The sequence below is a fragment of the Pseudoalteromonas marina genome, from assembly GCF_000238335.3.
Classification (GTDB): Bacteria; Pseudomonadota; Gammaproteobacteria; order Enterobacterales; family Alteromonadaceae; genus Pseudoalteromonas; species Pseudoalteromonas marina.
Window position 1 is genome coordinate 1,856,290 of sequence record NZ_AHCB03000005.1, and the last position, 17,489, is coordinate 1,873,778.

The window sequence follows — 17,489 nt, forward strand, 5'->3', positions numbered from 1 at the left end:
AATTAAAGGGGGAGTATGCTTAGATTATTTAGTTTATATTTATGTATATTGTTGACCCTATTGTCTTTTAGTACATTAGCTCAATCGCTTAATGATGAACAAATTAAAAAAATTGGGCCAGCTATTTGGCAACAAGTTAATATAAAGTCACCTGTTTCGGGTGAACAAATAATCAGTGCATATCAAAATAAGCAAAGCCCTCTTGTTTCTTTATCTGAAATGCGTGGACCCGCTGTTGCTAAAATACCACTGTCGACTCTGAATGAAGAACGCTGGTTTGTATTACCCCAAGCAAACTACCTAGATGGTGGTTTTGCTTATTGGCAAGATACACAGGGAATTCGTTTAATTGCTGATTTTTCTCAGGGTTGTTTGTCGCAGTCAGCAATTATAATGCATGGACAAGCGTTTCAATTAAACCTAGAAACAAATTCTCAAGGCGTACTGTGGCTTTATTTAAATGCACGTCATTACGCCAAACCAGTGAGTGTAACCTTTTTAGATGAGCCTACATTTATATACCAGCAGTTTTTTATAAATTCACTCAGTATAATGTCCATCACCATTATGCTCACCCTTGCCTGCATGGCATTCATTCTTTATTTAAAAACAGGTCAAAACGTTGCGTTATATTGTGCAGGTTATATTGGCTTACACGGAATTGGTTGGGCGTTTGCGGCTGGGGTTTTTGGCGTGTTTTACAGCTTTAAAAGCATAAACTCACATTATTTTGGTATGTATATTTTTTCGTTTGCGATATCTTCAGCCAGCGCCTTTGCCTATTACTTATTTAATTTTCATACGGTTGAAAAAACACGAATAAGCCAATTTTTAAAGTATTTTTCTTATGTCGCTTTTATTAGTGGCTTTATAAACCTAGTACTACCCTTTCATTGGGTATTTTATTTAGCACACACTTTAGCAGCAATATGGGTGGTACTAACGTTAGTGCTCGGCTTTAAAATGTTGAGCTTAAACGATTTTAGAGCAAAGTACTTTTTAACCGGTAATATTGTTTACAGCCTATCACTTGTTGTCTTTATTTTATCTCATCTTAATTTATTCGTAACGGCTTCAGCTGAACTTTGGGTGCTTGTTGCCCTCGCTATTGATTGTATTTGTATATTACTTTCATTATCCGAATGGCTGAAAATAAAGCAAAACGATTATATTAATGCCCTTGAGCAATCACGTATTGACCCACTCACAAAAGTAGGCAATCGTTTATTACTACAAGAAAAGCTAAATTCCATAGGTCATTATTACTTAATAGTATTTATTGACTGCGATGGTATGAAAACAATAAACGATCAATTAGGGCATGCCAGTGGCGACAAACTACTTATCAATGTCACTGAATTAATTAAAAAAGAACTGGCCAACCTAGGAGATGTGTATAGAACTGGAGGCGATGAGTTTATATGTTTGTGTTGTGCTTCGTCGTTAAACGAGCTAGAAAAATTGGCAGACAACACATCTAAAGCACTTAATAAAGCGCATATTCAACTAAAGCAAACGTGGCCGCAATCTGGTTTAAGCTTTGGCATTGCTAGCAGCAGTGAGTGCACAGATTATAAAGCATGTTTTACTTTAGCTGATGAAAGAATGTATGCGGCAAAATATGCTCGTAAAAATAATACGCCTACTAACCACAATACCACCCAGCAGATTTAAAGCACAAAAAAGGACGTCCTGAGACGTCCTGATATTGAATGATGGTGGGGAAGAGGGATTCATAGAAAACCAATAAACCATTGTTTATAATAAATAATACCTTTAAAAATAAAATAAAGGAATACTAATAGGTATACTAAAAGCTATTTATCTTTAAAAATAACCATGACTGCCACAAAATTCTGAGCACCCTCAACGCCCTCGCTGAGCTTGCTCTACCCTTCCCAAGCATCTAATAACCTAGTAACCTTAGCATCTATAGATGATATGTCTTCCTTCATAGCTTTAATCTCACTGATATCATCAAAAGTTCTCTTTTTAAGTTCGTATTGCTCTTGCACTTTTGTATCTTTAGAAATCAACTTAGGATTTTTCCTAGCGTAATTTATTAGTTTTTCAATATATTTAGATTGGGATATTTCATCCGCGTCACTAAGCGCCTTTAATTTATCACGCGCTGATTTAGACACCTCCAGCTGAAGTTTACACACTTTATTAGATGTATTCTTCAAGCCTCTTTCATAGCTTTTCCAGGCTTTATGCAGCCTTTGCACCTCGACTTTTTGAGTATCCTCATTAGAACTGTACCCTTTAACTTCATATCTAATGAAGCTATTTAACGAAGCGTTTTCAGATTTAAAATATTCAGCATAGCTTGAGAATCGATAAGCTAGCCAGTTGCGCAAGTCTTCGTTATCTTCCTTAACCCACTTCAAAATATTCTTGCTATCAATCCAATCTGTCATTAATTCATCCATGTGCTTTAGCGTTTGTCACTGTTATAAAAACAATAATCCAACACTAATCTATAAGCAACTACTTTGCAGTCAGAAACTAAACCCCCTTCTTATTAGATGGGCAATTAAACACCACCTAAAATCTAAGTTAGATATTTATTAATGCTCACATCCAAATTTCAGTTAACACCCTTAGGTACTATATTAAAAACTCAGTTAGCCTCTCAATTAACCACTAAATTAACGACCCCATAAGATTTCTTTCGATAAATAAAAGTCTAAATAAACTCTAATTGAGATAAAGTTTCACCCTGCAATTTAAATACAAAATAACACCCTGTTATTGTGTTAATTGGAGTGTTCTTACTCTACTATAGAGTAACAATACGCTGCATGGAAACAATCTAATGAGTGAGCTTTTCAACTTAACCACAGGTATATCAGCATATTCAAAATGGGTTTTAATTCGTTTAATTACGAAGAAAAATATTGGAGACGAACTATCTAAACCTGATCTGATAGAATTAGGATGCCCATATAATAAATTTAAAAAAGTAATCGAAGAGCTACAAGAAATTAATGCAATTTTAACGCGCAAAACTGAAAATTCTAAAAAAGGACGACCTGCTGAGTCATACATTTTTATCTACGATGAACACACAGAAATGACTAAATCACTACCCAGTAAAGAGCTTATCAGAATAAAGGACGAAGAGTTAAGAGTGCCTGTAAAAATAGTATGGTGTTTCTTTGTATTAAACCAAGATGAGTTTGGATATGTTGTTAATTTTACACTATCCAACATTGCTAAAGCATGTGGGTTAAAAGATGCTGAGGTTAAAACTGCTATCTCTCAATTAATTAACCTTAAATTCATTCAAAAAGCCATAAAAGGGTGTACTTTAAAAAAAGTTGAAGACAAGAATAAAAGGAGTGTTGTTGGAACTGGATGTAACAACTTAAAGCGTTCGTCTTGCTATAAAATAATAGGCAATAATCAAAACAATTTCATATACCTATTCACAGTTCCTTCGTTGACTAATTTAGAGTCATATGCCAATCGTAAAAAAATATATAACTTCTCTGGGGCACTTATAGATTTTTTCTTCTCTGAAAAAATACGTGAAAATGTTTTTTTAAGATTATTAAGATTTGAAGTAGATTCACTTAAACATGACTTTAATTTTTTGTGTCAGCAGCCTAAGGAAGTTTTCAGCTACTTCGATGGAGTCCTTCTTAAGTTAGTTTCTATGGGGCTATCATATTTACTAAATGGTGGAACTAAAATTAAACCTGTTAGCCAAGAAGATGCTTTTAACCATATTTTTAGCCCTGCAGACTATGAATTAAGCGCCGCTAATTTAGGCTATGGAACTTCGTGCCTGATAAAAAATCTAGCTAATATACATATCCATTACATTTTATATTCTATATTTCACTCGCTAAAAGACACTCCGAAAGTTGGTGAGGACATAGAGAAATACCTTAGCTCTATACATTCATTCAAGAACAAAGGTTTCTATATCAATACCTTCATAAAAAACACTCATTCGAAGGTAAAGTTCTCTGATGTTACATCAATTAACAATTTAATTTTATTTACCAATCTAGACCTCTCTGAAAAAGTTAATAGTAATGATAGAACAGTGAAGTTTATGGACTCAAAAAGCCAACTGAACAATGGGAATTACAATATATTTCATATTGATCTAAAAGTATTTGAAGCATTTTACAAAAACACTTTAACTTCAGAGCAGAATTAATAGAGAATAAAGCCCGTATGTATAGCGCTAAAAAAATGTCCCGTTGATACGTGCTTACTTTTTCCAAGCCCATTTCTCGGTTTGGTAATATTTATTAGAGCTACTAGTAACGAATTGATTATCACAATAAATACAAATTAAAAAACTACTGCTCACACACCTGATATGAACTAATACCTATCAGGATAAATAGAATGAATAACCCAACGCAATACACGCAAACAACTAACCCTACTTACAAGCAATTTAAAACGCTCGCTAGAGATAATCAGCCTTTAGTTATTCCCTATTTAGATGCTATTGAAAAAGTCATGCTTGCTGCATGTACTGAACATAAAAGAACGTTTGCAGTCAGAATTGATTTAAGGCTACCTACACATTCAAATACGATTAATCTAAATAGCAACAAAGTGTGTACTCGGTTTATTGCCTCTCTTGAGTCACAAATTAAAGCCGATACAAAACGTAAAGCTCGTGAGGGTAAAACGCCACACCCATGCAATATTAGGTATATTTGGGCTAGGGAGCAGAACACTGCTCACCACCAGCATTATCATTGTGTACTGTTTTTCAATAAGGACCGGTATCACTGTACAGGTAAAATAGATGTAGAGAGTGATAACCTGTTTACTCGAATAGTAAAGGCCTGGGCGAGTGCGTTAAGCTTACCAGTAGATGACACAATTGAATTAGTTCACTTGCCTCAAAATGCACATTACTATCTTGATGCTAAGAGCTCTAATTTTACTCATGACTATCATGCTCTGTATTATCGACTGAGTTACCTCGCAAAGCTCAATACTAAACAATATGGTTCAGGGCAGCGTTGTTTTGGTTATAGTCAAAGGTGATTTTTTAATTAAGACCTGTACTTCTCATAACTTGTTCTAACGCGCTTTTGGGACCTTCAACTAGCTTAATAAGCTAAAACCCTTAGTATATAAGGGATGGTAAGTTCCCAAAATAGCATTACGAGAAGCACTATTTACACTACAAAAGCAAAAAAAGAACGCACTGCAAAAATGCGTTCTTTGTTTACTTCTAATCAAATAAGCTCGCGACTCCGGCTAACAAACCACTAGCAACAGCCAAAGGCACCGTAACTGGCGCAGACGCCACGCCAAGGCCAACAACAACTGCACCGGATACTGTAGCGCCAGCTACAGCACCAGAGCTCACAGCAATGGCTGTTCTACTGAGTGATGGCTCAGAACTACCGGTTATTTGCTTAGAAACTTCATTTCCTACTACACCGCATGCAACGGCTTTTTCTAACGACATAACAAACTTACTCCTATCATATGTAATAAATTTATAGCTCTAACTCCTCAAAGTCTTTATCGATTTCCTCCTGGGTTATGCCAATGTAACGCAGTGTTGTTGCTTCCGAGCTATGGCGAAGCATCTTCATTACACGCGCGATGTCTTGGGTTTTATGGTAGAGGTGGTAACCTCGGGTTTTACGCATTGAGTGAGTGCCTAGTTTTAAATTAAGCTCTTCACCCACTAACGCAAATGCTCTTGTTACAGCCCTTCGAGATAAAGGCCGTGGTACTGAACTTTTAGCTTGTTGATTCCGATACGATTGAAATAAGTAAACATGGTTGGGGTGAGTGATTCGTACTTCATGGATAAACGCTAATACTTTTTGATTTAGCTTAATCTCTGCAAGCTTGCCTGTTTTACTTTCAAATATAAGTAACCTGTCGTTTTGAATATCCGTAAATTTAACAGACAATAAATCAGATATGCGCAATGCCAAGTTCAGACCTATATTCCAAATATGGCTCATCTGTTTAGAACACCGCTTTTCAAGCAAATAACTAATTAACTTTACTGTATCAAGGTCCTTAATCGCCTGTACTTCAGCCATGGCCAACTCCTTATTCTGTTGAAATAGTGACCTGGTAGCAGCCTGTGTTGTAATACTCAACAAAGTTAGTCACAAATAAAGTTAAAAGCTCCTTGCCCTCTCGTTCACTTAACCAGCCCACCAGCATGTGATAAACGCGTTTAATCACAAAGCAAACATCAATCTCCTTTACTAATTCAGAGTCCGATTGGCCCTGGTATGAAAAATCAGTAATGTATACAAGCTCCCAACCAATACCGCGTTTTTCTAGCCTAACCTCGACTGGGTGAAAGCCCCCAGCTGCTGCGCTATAATCTTTATCACGAAAATTAATAGTTAACTCACTCGCATTCCCTATCGATTCACCTTGTTTAGTGATGGCATTTACAATCACATCAAACAGTGACTCTGGCACGATTAGTCCTGGCACTTGCTCTATTTTAATCGCCATACCCTACTCCCTTTAAATTAAGCCATGCTCAGCAAATGAATAACTGGTTTCACCAATGATGATGTGATCGACTATCGAAACATCAATTAGGTTAAGCGCCTGCTGTAATTTGGTGGTGATAAGCTTGTCAGCTTGAGATGGTGTACTTACGCCTGAAGGATGATTGTGCGCAAGTATTACAGATGCTGCATTTAGCGCTAATACTTCTTTAACCACCTCTCGTGGGTATACGCTTGCTGCGTTAATAGTCCCCCTAAATAACTCTTTATATTCAAGTATGCGGTTTTGGCTATCCAAGAACAGGACGGCAAACACCTCATGCTCAATCAACGCCAGCTTATGCCTTAAATATTCTTCACTGTCTTTGGGACATGTTAAAGCCCCATGCCTAAATTGCTTTTGAGCGATTATGTAAGCAGCTGCTTCAAGTATTTGTTCATCACTTACAGGGTGATCAAATTCGTATAGTGACTTGTTATTTTGCATTGTTATGCCCTCTTAATGGTTTATGCAAAATAGTGATGTATGTGCTTAACGTTTTTGTTTCGCCTCAGTAAAAAATTACTACCTCCGGAAAGGATATGTACTAATAACCTAACTGGAGAAATCCCATGCGTTTAATCAAATTAAAAGAAGTTTTACATATCACAGGCCTAAGCCGTTCAACTGTTTATCGCTTTATGAGCGCTGGTGGATTTCCAATGAAAGTTGAGTTAGGTGGTAACTCTGTAGCCTGGGTAGAAAGTGAAGTTGAAGAATGGATAAGTGAAAAAATTGGGAAAAGAGACACTGCAAGTACTGCAGCTTAAAGTGCTACCCCATAGCGGGGTAGCTTTAATAAAGCCTACTTGCTCAATTCATAGCAAAGTCTAAAGCCTGTTTTTATGCCTTTATATTTACCTGTACAATCTCGCGGACCAGATGCCCTTAATACATTAGCGTCATCATAAAAAGAGGTTAAACTTGCTGAACGAATACTTACTCCTTCCAAAAGCCATTCTGCAAAAAAGTTCGAGTCTATAAATTCCAACCCATTTTTTTCAAAATTAGTTAAACTCTCAGGAAACCGTAATGTTAAAGCATCAAAGTCACTCTCATTCATATATGGTGGATGCCCAGGGTACTGCCTACCGTCAGATGTATGAAAGGTCATATCACTGCCTTTATTAGAGTGTGCACTTTTTCCAACTTCATTATCTCTGACAGCTAAGTACTCGTCGTAAGCTAGTAATCTTAGTGGAACGTTTGTTTCTTTTTCTGCCCAGCTAATATAAGCCAGCACATCATAAAAAGTACATGTAGCAGCTAAACCTTTATCACACTCACTATTTAATGGGGGTAACGAGTCACCCTTTCTGGTAGCAAAGTATTCATGGTTTTTATGTAAAAAATCATTTATTTCATCTATGGTTATAAGCTCTGAAACCATTAGCTCTTTCTCGGCTAGCTTAATCTTTTTAAAGCCATGTAAGCGCTTATTCGAGCTGCGGCTTTCAGTAATATAATCACCAGAGGTTTCATAATAATTTTGTAATATTACATGTTGCCCTGGATAGTTTTTAGTTAAACCGCCATTAGCATAGTAATGTTGCTCTGCTAAGTGGCTGTCTAATTCACGATTACCTTTATAGTTAAAGTACTCCCAACGCTTAAATCGATAATCTTCAATAAAGCTTGGTATATCAGCTCGTTTTAGATAATCACCATATATCTGATGTGAAAAAACCTTATCTCTTTGGTTTTTAATTAAAAAGTCATAGTTGCCACTATTGTCAGAAAGAAAAATAAGATTTTCGTTGTAAGGTATTACATTAACCCATCCACAATCACTAGCCTGAAGCCACTCATTTAATACATTTGAAAAAAACTCCATTTGTTTTTTTATTGATTGAATTTCAGATTTAAGCGTTCCCTCTTCAAAATAAACTTCTACCTCTGAATCAGGGCCATAACAATACGTATCACAAAGATTGTCCCCGAGTAAGTTATAACAACTGGATACAGTATTGTGATTCTTAATTAATATTAGTTCTGCAGCAGTAGTTACTAACTCTTTATGTTTAACTGCAGTTGAAGTAGCGTCTTGAGCTTCATCATCAGTGATAAGGTCTATGAAACTTGGTAGGCTTGATTTATCGACCACCTTAAAAGCTACTTTTGCTGATAGCCCTTGGGATAAAAGCTGCTGTTGACGCTCATTTAATTGAGTTATGTCATAGCCATCACTGAAAACCTTTAAATGAATATCGTTGGTAATTATACTTTCCCAATCACTATCAACCTCAAGTGCGGTATTTAGCTCTAGCATATCCCAAGCTAAAACACCTGAAAAATCGAAGTCGTGCCCAGTAAATAACTTACTCGGCATCTGCCCTTTTGAGTAAAACAGCCTCTCAGATACTTGCTGGTGGGTAAATTGTGCGTAGCCTAATTGCATTCCACGGTATTTATGCTCAAGTAAATTAACTCGTTTATGCAAGTTATGCTTTACCATAAATGGCTTAAGCTTTTCTTCAAACTCATTTGCGAAGTTAGCAAACCCTCCCTTAATACCGAGGCTTTTAGCTAGTATATTAAGCCTTGTGGTAGTAGATATTTTTTCTCTGTCTTTAATAATTTTTTTAGCTGAGTATTTTAAGTTCTGTGGTGTTAAACCAGTTACAGGCAGTATATGAAATTTTTCTAGAGGGATGTATGTAGTTGGAACTGTAGTATTGTTTTTCATTCTAAAACCTTCAAAAATAGTTAAAGCCCCGTTGTATATTTTAAACGGTGTACTTCTGGCTACTAAGTCCAAGAATGAAGTGTATATCGTAGGTGTTATCTAAAAAACGATTCGAGTGCTTTGTTTTGTAAGAAGTACATTACAAACCGCAGGTAAGCCTCTGCCCTTGAAACGCAATTTAATTGCAAAAACATTTAATGTCAAATGTTTATTGTAGCTATTTAAGAAACACACCACATTAACTCATTTTGATTGCATCTTTTCATTTGCCTGATATAGTTACTACAAAATAATGATTTAGTATATTTATGACTAATACCGCATTGGATGCACTCACACATGCTCAGAGGGAACGCTTAGCGTTCATAGATTTTAATCTGCAGTACTTTGGCCAAGTTGCAAGAGCTGATTTAATTCAGCGTTTTAAAACTGGCTTAGCCGCGTGTACTCGTGATTTTTCATCATATAAAGAACTTGCACCTCAAAATCTAGTATTAAGTCATACAACTAAAAGCTACCACCGCTTAGAAAGCTTTAAACCTTTGTTCGCACATAACGCTGAGAGTATTCTCAGCGCTTTATGCCGTGGTTTTGGTGATGGCCTGTCTAGTGGCGTTCAGCCAAGTGACTACTGCCAAAACGCAACGCGTTTAATACATCCAAATAGCGAGATCATCGCTACTCTAATGCGAGCTATTACTTCTAAAAAAGCAATTGAGTGCCTATATACATCTTTAAGTTCCGGCACAACTTCAAAAGAATTAATCCCCCACTCTATTGTAAATAATGGCACACGCTGGCATGTACGTGCATTTGATAGATCAAACCAAGAATTTAGAGATTTTGTTGCTACCCGTATTGAATGTCCAAAAATACTGCAGTCACTCATTAAACCTGAAGAATACGCAGATAAAGACACCCAATGGCACACCATTTACGATATAATTTTAACCCCGCATCCAAAGCTAAAATACCCAAAAGCAATAGAGCTTGATTACGAAATGGACAACGGGCAATTAAAATTAGAAGTAAGAGCAGCTCTACTCGGTTATTTGCTTAGACAATGGAACGTAGACTGTACCGAACAAGGCACATTAAACTGTAATACTTATCAACTGCACTTAAGCAATAAATCACAACTTAATCTTAAAGATATTGAGATAGCACCCGGTTATGAAAACTAATTTATGAAAATATCTAACACTAAAATTGAAAATATTAAAACTGACATTGATCAAGCGATTAAATCTGGCTCTTTTCAATCGAGTAATCTCATTTTATTGGTGCTGAACCCAACGGAAATTCACGAAGTAATTGTAAAGAATGTTGATAGTCAGTTTAAAAATCTATCTAAATTGTTGTCAGAAAAATTAGTCGTCTTATCGTTAAAAGATAGAGAACAATATCTACATAGTTTAGTCTCTGACTTAGTTAAAGAAGCTGAAGACATTTGCTACTTTTCAAGAATAAATTTGCTGTTTGAAGAAAGCTTACAAGCAGACCCATTAAAGCTGCTTCAACATGCAGCTAAAAAGAAACCGATTATTGTCATTTGGCCTGGCAGTTTAGATAGCATGTCATTGAGCTATGCAAAACCAGGTTTACCAGATTACAAAAGTTATAAATTAAATGAATTTCAAGATGTGCAGGTAATTACTACTTGCGAACAGGGAGTTAAATAATGAAGAAGTACAATGAATTAATCCAATTCGAACCAGTTACAACCACTATCGAATTGGAAGATTCCGCTGATCATACCAAAGCGGAAAAATTAATATCGTCATATGTTATTTCAGAAAAAATGAAATCTAAATTGAACGATACTATCATTAAGCATCTTCAATATGATGAATTTACAGATCAAAAAGCCCTTTGGATTGTTGGTAATTACGGCTCTGGTAAATCACATTTAATGTCTGTTATCTCAGCTTTAGCTGAATTCCCTGACCTAATTGACAAAGTAACAAATGAAGAAGTAAAAGAATGTGCAGGCCAGATAGCTGGAAAATTCAAAGTAATACGTTTTGAGATTGGCGCAAGTAAGATGGACCTAACAGACATCATTACTTTTCAGTTAACTAAAGGGTTAGAAGATCTTGGTGTGAATTATGAATTTCCACCGATGGATCAAATAACCTCTAATCATAAGCAATACATAGAAGAGATGATGTTGGCATTTCATGCTAAATATCCTGACCATGGCTTATTGTTAATTTGTGATGAAATACTCGATTATTTCCGCTCTCGAAATAACCAACAATTACCGCTAGATATGGCTATGCTGCGTGTTCTAGGTGAAGTTATTGAAGGTACACGTTTTCGCTTTATCGCAGGTGTTCAGGAAGCTATATTTGCTGATCCAAAATTAAGCTTTATCTCAAAAGAAGTTAAACGTATTACAGATAGAGCAGTAGAAGTTGTAATCGTAAGAGACGATATTAAATTTGTTGTTGCTGAAAGACTATTGAAGAAAACGGCTCAACAAAAAGAATGGATCAGAGAGTATCTACAAAAATTCACGCCTTACTACGAAAAAATGAATGAACGCTTAGATGAGTTTGTTCATATGTTCCCAGTGCATCCTGATTACATTAACACCTTTGAGCGTGTTCGTATTGCAGGGTTAGAGCAACGCCAAGTTTTACGTAGCTTATCAAACCATATGGAAACGTTAAAATCTCACGATGTTCCTGAAGATGTTCCTGGCATATTCTCATACGATACCTATTGGCACGAACTAAGTTCAGAGCCAAGCATGAAAACGAACCCTGAAGTCGGACAAGTTATTGAAACTGGTGAAACTTTAGTTGAACGTATAGAACAAGCATACCCAACACCAGGTGAAAAAGACTTTGCTAAACGATTAGTTGCAGGCTTAGCTATTCACCGAATGGCTGTTGGCGATATATATAAAGAAATGGGCGCTACAGCAGCTGAGCTTAGAGATTCTCTCTGTTTATTTATTCCAACGGTTGATGTTTTACCAGGTGAAAAAAGTAAAAACTTAGAAAACCATATTGTTACGGTATTAAAGAAAATAAGAAAAACAGTAAATGGTCAGTTTTTCTCAAAAAATAAAGCCAACGACCAGTTTTATATCGATCTTAAAAAGACTGAAGACTTTGACGCTATTATCGAAACCAAAGCTGAACAATTAGCTAATGATAATATCAATGGTGCATATCGTGCCGCCATGCTTGAGATCCTTGAACAAACTGATACCCAGCAAGTTCACACCATGTGGCAACATGAACTGAAATGGATCGATAGAAACGTTAATCGCCAAGGCTGGTTATTTTTAGGCTCGCCAAATGAGCGTGAAACGGCTAAACCTCAACGTGATTATTACATGTACTTTATTCAGCCTGAAGATGCGCCAAAGCAGAAAAAAGAACATATCCGTGAAGACGAAGTGCTGTTTGTATTAAAGAATAGAGATGAAACGTTTGATCGTTACCTTAAATACTATGCGGCATCAGTTGAGTTACGAGCCTTAGCCACTGGTAGTGCAAAAAATACCTACAAGCTGAAAGCAGATGATTATCTAAGGGATATGCAGAAGTGGATCAGAAACCATATTGCAGATGCTTTTGAAGTTAAATACAACGGCCAATCAAAGCCTATTATGGATTGGCTTAAAGGAACATCAGTTCGTGATATCACAGGCATATCAGCCAATGAGCATGGCAATGTAAAAGATATTTTTGAAGCAGTGGCTAGTTATGTCTTTGAAGGTTACTTCCAGTCGCTTGCTCCAGAATACCCTAAGTTTAGTCAGTGGATCACGGGTGATAACATGCAAGGGGCAGCAAATGATGTTCTTATTAGCTTGTCTAGTGGTGCTAGAACTAAGCGTGCTACTGCCGTTATGGATGCACTAGAATTGCTTGATGGAGAGAAACTACAAGCAACTAAGTCTCGCTTTTCTGCAACAGTTTTAGATGTGTTAAAAGCTAAAGGTCATGGTCAAGTAGTTAACAATGGCGAATTGCTAGAAAAAGTTAATGCCAACCTTTATTTTAAGCCCGATACATATCGCCTAGAGCCTGAATGGTTACTGGTTATCTTAGCAAGCTTGGTTTATTCAGGGGAGTTAGAGCTTTCCGTAGTAGGTAATAACATTACGGCAAGTAATGCGGATTTACTTAAATCTCTAGATTTTAACGACCTAGTTAACTTCAAACATATACAAGCACCAAAAGACTTCAATACTTCAGCTATTAAAGCATTATTAGAGTTGCTTGATATGAATGAAGGTTTAGCTATTAGCATTCAACAAGGTGACGATGGCATTGTTCGAGAAATGGGTGACAAAATTGAGCAGAAAGTTAAGTCACTTGTTACTGATAGCCAAGCAGTAAAAGAAAGGCTTCTTTTATGGGGTCAGCATGTACTTGAAGACAATGAAGCGGGGTTACTTACAGAAAAGCTAACATCAGCCAAAACTTTCTTAGAAGAAATGCAACGCTTCAATACACCAGGTAAGCTCAAAAACCTAAAAGCAACGCCTGAAGATATTGCATTACAAAAAGAAAACTTAATTGCTTGGAATGACTATAAGCAGTTAGAGCTGACAGTAAAAGAGTTTTCCGACATTACCAACTATCTAAGTAAAGCACAGTTGGTTTTAGCTGAAAATGACGACTGGCAAGAGACGGTTAAAAGTGCTCAACAAGAGTTACGTCAAGGCTTAGCTGATAAAGACGTAAGGCAATCAACTGAATTTAAGCAGAAAATGCTTAAACAACTAGCTAACGCAAAGCAATCTTATATCACTCGCTTTGTTGCTTTATATCAACGTGCTCACTTAACGTTAGCAGAAAATAAAACTAAAACGAAATTGATGGATGATGACAGGCTAGCTACATTAAGCTTATTAAGTGGTATAGCTTTATTACCAGGAAACCAAGTTAAAGACTGGCGTGAAGATTGGGCTAAATTGCAGCCTGCAACGGCTATCGATAGTAAAGTTTTAGGAGTTGATCCGAACCCTGTTTCATTCAACCCTAGAACGGAAAAATACCTTGCCCCAGCCAGTGATCGCTTAAACAGATTAGATGAACAATTAGATGCCATGCTAACGGAATGGACTTCTACACTTCAAACGAACCTTGCTGACCCATTTATTCAATTAGATTTAATGAAATCAGAGCAAAAGGCTGAAGTTACAGCGTTTATCAATTCAGGATGTTTGCCAGAACCACTAACAAAAGACTTTGTAGAAGAAGTGAATAAAGTACTTGATGGTCTAGTTGCTGTATCAATAACGTCAGAAGAGCTAGTAGCTAACCTTGGTAAAGGAACGCCACAAAGTATTGATGATGTGCGTAAGCGTTTTGAGCAACTCATTGCTGAACGTTGTAAAGGCCAAGATATCGATAAAGTTCGTATTGTTATTGAATAAACCTTATAGAAAATAATTTACTAGAAGGCCGTTAATTAATAACTTCCTTTTAAGAGAGAATATATGCAACAAGATTCATTATTAGATGATGTAAAAGTTGAATCATCAAAAGACCCTGTAGAGTGTTTAGGCCAAACCTTCGAAAATGAAGAAGCACGTAGAGCGCACTTTAGTAAACTTTTGCGTGAAAAATTAAAAGATCCAGAGTTTAGAAAAATAGAAGGCTTTCCAATAAGCACAGATGAAGCGATTCTTGAATTATCAGATCCGCCATATTATACCGCTTGCCCAAACCCTTGGTTAAATGATTTTATTGAATATTGGGAGTCTGAAAAACAATATTCAACAGAAGAATATGAAAGAGAACCTTTTGTAGCTGATGTTAGTGAAGGGAAACATGATCCTCTCTACAAGGCTCACTCATACCATACGAAAGTGCCTTTCAAAGCGATTATGCGCTATATCTTACATTATACCAATCCGGGGGATATTTTACTTGATGGTTTCTGTGGTACTGGCATGACTGGCGTAGCCGCACAAAATTGTGGCGATAGGACTACTGTCGAATCATTAGGGTATTTTGTAGATTCAAAAGGAAAAATTTACGAGGACGCTAGTCAGAAAAAATTAATTAGTCAACTCGGAGCAAGGAAAGTTGTATTAAATGACTTATCTCCAATCGCTACCTTTATTTCTTCAAATTATAATTTAGAACCTGAAGTCGAAAGTTATAACTCAGAATCACAAAGAATACTGAATGAGATAAATAATGAATTAGGCTGGATGTACAGAACAAAGCATGAAGATGGTAGTGAGTACCCAATTGATTTTGTAGTTTGGAGTGAAGTTTTTTCGTGTCCGGAATGTTCAGAAGAAATAGTATTCTCAAAAGAAGCTTTAGATATTGATTCAGGAAAAGTTGCAAAATCATTTTCATGTCCCGGTTGTTCAACAGAACTTAAAAAGGACTTAATGGAGTTACAATATGAGTCCAAGCATGATCCTTATAAAAACGGTGTACATCAAGAACCTAAAAGGGTTCCTTTTTTAATTTACTATAAAGTAGGAAAAGAACGAATTTATAAATCTCCTGACGAATATGACATTAATGTCCTAGCTGAGATTGAAAAGTTGGAATTCCCTAGTAACTTTCCAATAAAAGAAATGCCCGATATGCAAATGATGAGAGTTGGAAGAATGAAGCCTTCTAACATTGATCATTTACACCATTTTTTTATGAAAAGGCCGTTGGTAACGTTAGCTAAAATGTGGGAGAAAGCTAATGGTATCCTAGATTATACGACAAGAAGACAATGTTTATTTTTTGTTGAGCAGGCTATTTGGGGCATGTCAAAACTTGCACGATTTACTCCGACACATTTTTCTCAAGTAAATCAATATTTATCAGGGGTGTTTTATATTGCATCGCATATAGTAGATGTATCTCCAAATTATATTTTAGGAGGAAAAAGAGATAGGCTATTAAAAGTATTTGGGCAAATGAATAATAAGAACATTCACTCCTTGACATCAACCCAGGACATTGCAAAAGCTAGTATATTACCGAATAGCCTTGATTATATATTTGTAGATCCCCCTTTCGGTGAGAATATTTATTACTCTGATTTAAATTACTTAATCGAATCATTTCATGGTGTTATGACGAATTCAACTAACGAAGCGATAATTGATAAAGTAAAAGAAAAAGATTTTGGTCAATATCAACAGCTCATGCTCAGTTGTTTTAAAAATGCTTTCATAGCTTTAAAGCCTGGTCGATGGATTACGGTAGAATTCTCTAACTCCAGTGCAGCAATTTGGAATCTTTTGCAAACTAGTTTGACTAGCGCAGGCTTTGTTATTTCTAGTGTTTCAGCTTTAGACAAGAAACAAAGGTCTTTTCAATCAATAGTTTCAACTACAGCGGTTAAACAAGACTTGGTTATTTCAGCTTATAAACCGAGTCAGAAATTTTCTAATAAATTCAAAGGGGATGACAATTTTAATGCAATATGGGATTTTGTCGAAAACCACCTTAATTATCTTCCAAGCATTAAACATGAAGATGGTGAGCTTACATTTATTCCTGAGAGGGACCCTCGTATACTGTTCGACAGGGTAGTAAGTTACTTTATTGTAAATAATAGGAGTGTACCTTTAAGTAGTGGTGAATTTCAGAAAGAACTTTGTCAAAAGTTTAGCTTCCAGGATGGAATGATATTTACTCAACCCCAATTACTAGAATATGAAAAGGTTAAAAGTAAAGGTGTTTGTATTAAGCAACTTTCTATTTTTGTAGATGATGAATCGTCAGCAATAAGTTGGTTGAAACAAAATCTAAAGGATAAGCCCAAAGTTCAGTCAGATATCCACCCAGAGTTTATGAGTGCTATTTCAGGATGGAAAAAGAATGAACTGCAACTTGAACTTTCTACGTTATTAGAGCAGAACTTTCTAAGATATGACGGTAAGGAAGATGTACCAAGCCAAATCCATACCTATTTATCAACAAATTATAAAGATATGCGAAGTTTGGCTAAAGATTCTGTAAGTCTTAGGTTAAAAGCAAAAGGTCGTTGGTATGTACCTGACCCAAGTAAAACTGGTGATATTGAGAAGTTGAGGTTAAGAATTTTACTTCGGGAATTCGATAAGTACAAAAGCGAGAAGAAAAAGATTAAACAACCTCGTACTGAAGCGTTAAGAGCTGGATTTAATCAATTGACTGAAAATCAAGAGTATCAAACTATTTTAGATATATCTGCCAAAATTCCACCTGCTGTATTGCAAGAGGATGAAAAACTGCTGATGTTCTATGATAACGCATTAACGCTAACATCTAACGATGATGACGATTGGGATTAACGTTAAAAGGAAATAAGG

14 protein-coding genes are annotated in these 17,489 nt (G+C 36.1%); 8 read left to right on the top strand and 6 right to left on the bottom strand.

Translation table 11 applies throughout. From position 1 onward, the window contains the following. The first annotated feature begins 15 nt into the window (after positions 1–15). Entirely contained in the window at positions 16–1,674 is a 1,659-nt protein-coding gene (locus tag PMAN_RS08520; RefSeq protein WP_010557271.1) for a GGDEF domain-containing protein, read from the top strand. 215 nt (positions 1,675–1,889) lie between these two features. On the opposite strand, the gene PMAN_RS08525 is transcribed toward PMAN_RS08520, so the two are convergent. Next, positions 1,890–2,420 carry a hypothetical protein gene (locus PMAN_RS08525; RefSeq protein WP_010557270.1) on the bottom strand — a complete coding sequence of 177 codons (531 nt, stop codon included), beginning with the start codon at positions 2,418–2,420 and terminating at the stop codon, positions 1,890–1,892. 398 nt (positions 2,421–2,818) lie between these two features. Here PMAN_RS08525 and PMAN_RS08530 point away from each other — a divergent pair, with 398 nt between their 5' ends. Continuing rightward, entirely contained in the window at positions 2,819–4,174 is a 1,356-nt protein-coding gene (locus PMAN_RS08530) for a hypothetical protein (protein WP_010557269.1), read from the top strand. A gap of 194 nt (positions 4,175–4,368) precedes the next feature. Then, on the top strand, positions 4,369–5,025 hold the full coding sequence (locus PMAN_RS08535; RefSeq protein ID WP_010557268.1) for an inovirus Gp2 family protein: 657 nt from the start codon (positions 4,369–4,371) through the stop codon (positions 5,023–5,025). 190 nt (positions 5,026–5,215) lie between these two features. On the opposite strand, the gene PMAN_RS08540 is transcribed toward PMAN_RS08535, so the two are convergent. The 4 genes from PMAN_RS08540 to radC are packed head-to-tail and all read right to left on the bottom strand — an operon-like array spanning position 5,216 to position 6,963. After that, on the bottom strand, positions 5,216–5,455 hold the full coding sequence (locus tag PMAN_RS08540) for a hypothetical protein (RefSeq protein WP_010557267.1): 240 nt from the start codon (positions 5,453–5,455) through the stop codon (positions 5,216–5,218). Between the two features lie 31 nt (positions 5,456–5,486). Further along, the gene (locus PMAN_RS08545) at positions 5,487–6,047 is read right to left on the bottom strand and encodes a tyrosine-type recombinase/integrase (protein ID WP_010557266.1); all 561 of its coding nucleotides are present in this window, start codon (positions 6,045–6,047) and stop codon (positions 5,487–5,489) included. A 10-nt stretch (positions 6,048–6,057) separates the two neighbouring features. Then, on the bottom strand, positions 6,058–6,477 hold the full coding sequence (locus PMAN_RS08550; RefSeq protein ID WP_010557265.1) for a DUF2787 family protein: 420 nt from the start codon (positions 6,475–6,477) through the stop codon (positions 6,058–6,060). 12 nt (positions 6,478–6,489) lie between these two features. After that, a complete protein-coding gene (gene radC, locus PMAN_RS08555; protein WP_010557264.1) occupies positions 6,490–6,963 on the bottom strand; it encodes a RadC family protein in 474 nt (157 codons plus the stop codon). Between the two features lie 125 nt (positions 6,964–7,088). On the opposite strand from radC, the gene PMAN_RS08560 reads away from it, so the two are divergent. Next, positions 7,089–7,286 (top strand): helix-turn-helix transcriptional regulator, encoded by a 198-nt coding sequence (locus tag PMAN_RS08560; protein WP_010557263.1) that lies wholly within the window; start codon positions 7,089–7,091, stop codon positions 7,284–7,286. A gap of 35 nt (positions 7,287–7,321) precedes the next feature. On the opposite strand, the gene PMAN_RS08565 is transcribed toward PMAN_RS08560, so the two are convergent. Then, on the bottom strand, positions 7,322–9,202 hold the full coding sequence (locus PMAN_RS08565; protein WP_010557262.1) for a hypothetical protein: 1,881 nt from the start codon (positions 9,200–9,202) through the stop codon (positions 7,322–7,324). Positions 9,203–9,510: 308 nt separating this feature from the next. Between PMAN_RS08565 and PMAN_RS08570 the strand changes: the two genes are divergently transcribed. From PMAN_RS08570 to PMAN_RS08585, 4 genes are all read left to right on the top strand, one after another. Beyond that, entirely contained in the window at positions 9,511–10,386 is an 876-nt protein-coding gene (locus PMAN_RS08570; protein WP_010557261.1) for a WYL domain-containing protein, read from the top strand. A gap of 3 nt (positions 10,387–10,389) precedes the next feature. After that, positions 10,390–10,884 carry a BREX-3 system P-loop-containing protein BrxF gene (gene brxF, locus PMAN_RS08575; RefSeq protein ID WP_010557260.1) on the top strand — a complete coding sequence of 165 codons (495 nt, stop codon included), beginning with the start codon at positions 10,390–10,392 and terminating at the stop codon, positions 10,882–10,884. After that, on the top strand, positions 10,884–14,606 hold the full coding sequence (locus PMAN_RS08580; RefSeq protein ID WP_010557259.1) for a DUF6079 family protein: 3,723 nt from the start codon (positions 10,884–10,886) through the stop codon (positions 14,604–14,606). Before brxF ends, PMAN_RS08580 begins: the two co-directional genes overlap by 1 nt. 63 nt (positions 14,607–14,669) lie before the next feature. After that, the gene (locus PMAN_RS08585) at positions 14,670–17,471 is read left to right on the top strand and encodes a DNA methyltransferase (protein WP_010557258.1); all 2,802 of its coding nucleotides are present in this window, start codon (positions 14,670–14,672) and stop codon (positions 17,469–17,471) included. The last annotated feature ends 18 nt before the right edge of the window (positions 17,472–17,489 follow it).

Excerpts from the sequence above, each read along its gene's own strand:
- radC (WP_010557264.1), bottom strand. The coding sequence starts at position 6,963 with ATGCAAAATAACAAGTCACTATACGAATTTGATCACCCTGTAAGTGAT.
- PMAN_RS08585 (WP_010557258.1), top strand. The coding sequence starts at position 14,670 with ATGCAACAAGATTCATTATTAGATGATGTAAAAGTTGAATCATCAAAA.
- PMAN_RS08560 (WP_010557263.1), top strand. The coding sequence starts at position 7,089 with ATGCGTTTAATCAAATTAAAAGAAGTTTTACATATCACAGGCCTAAGC.
- PMAN_RS08530 (WP_010557269.1), top strand. The coding sequence starts at position 2,819 with ATGAGTGAGCTTTTCAACTTAACCACAGGTATATCAGCATATTCAAAA.
- PMAN_RS08520 (WP_010557271.1), top strand. The coding sequence starts at position 16 with ATGCTTAGATTATTTAGTTTATATTTATGTATATTGTTGACCCTATTG.
- PMAN_RS08550 (WP_010557265.1), bottom strand. The coding sequence starts at position 6,477 with ATGGCGATTAAAATAGAGCAAGTGCCAGGACTAATCGTGCCAGAGTCA.
- PMAN_RS08535 (WP_010557268.1), top strand. The coding sequence starts at position 4,369 with ATGAATAACCCAACGCAATACACGCAAACAACTAACCCTACTTACAAG.
- PMAN_RS08580 (WP_010557259.1), top strand. The coding sequence starts at position 10,884 with ATGAAGAAGTACAATGAATTAATCCAATTCGAACCAGTTACAACCACT.
- PMAN_RS08545 (WP_010557266.1), bottom strand. The coding sequence starts at position 6,047 with ATGGCTGAAGTACAGGCGATTAAGGACCTTGATACAGTAAAGTTAATT.
- PMAN_RS08570 (WP_010557261.1), top strand. The coding sequence starts at position 9,511 with ATGACTAATACCGCATTGGATGCACTCACACATGCTCAGAGGGAACGC.
- PMAN_RS08565 (WP_010557262.1), bottom strand. The coding sequence starts at position 9,202 with ATGAAAAACAATACTACAGTTCCAACTACATACATCCCTCTAGAAAAA.
- brxF (WP_010557260.1), top strand. The coding sequence starts at position 10,390 with ATGAAAATATCTAACACTAAAATTGAAAATATTAAAACTGACATTGAT.
- PMAN_RS08525 (WP_010557270.1), bottom strand. The coding sequence starts at position 2,420 with ATGACAGATTGGATTGATAGCAAGAATATTTTGAAGTGGGTTAAGGAA.
- PMAN_RS08540 (WP_010557267.1), bottom strand. The coding sequence starts at position 5,455 with ATGTCGTTAGAAAAAGCCGTTGCATGCGGTGTAGTAGGAAATGAAGTT.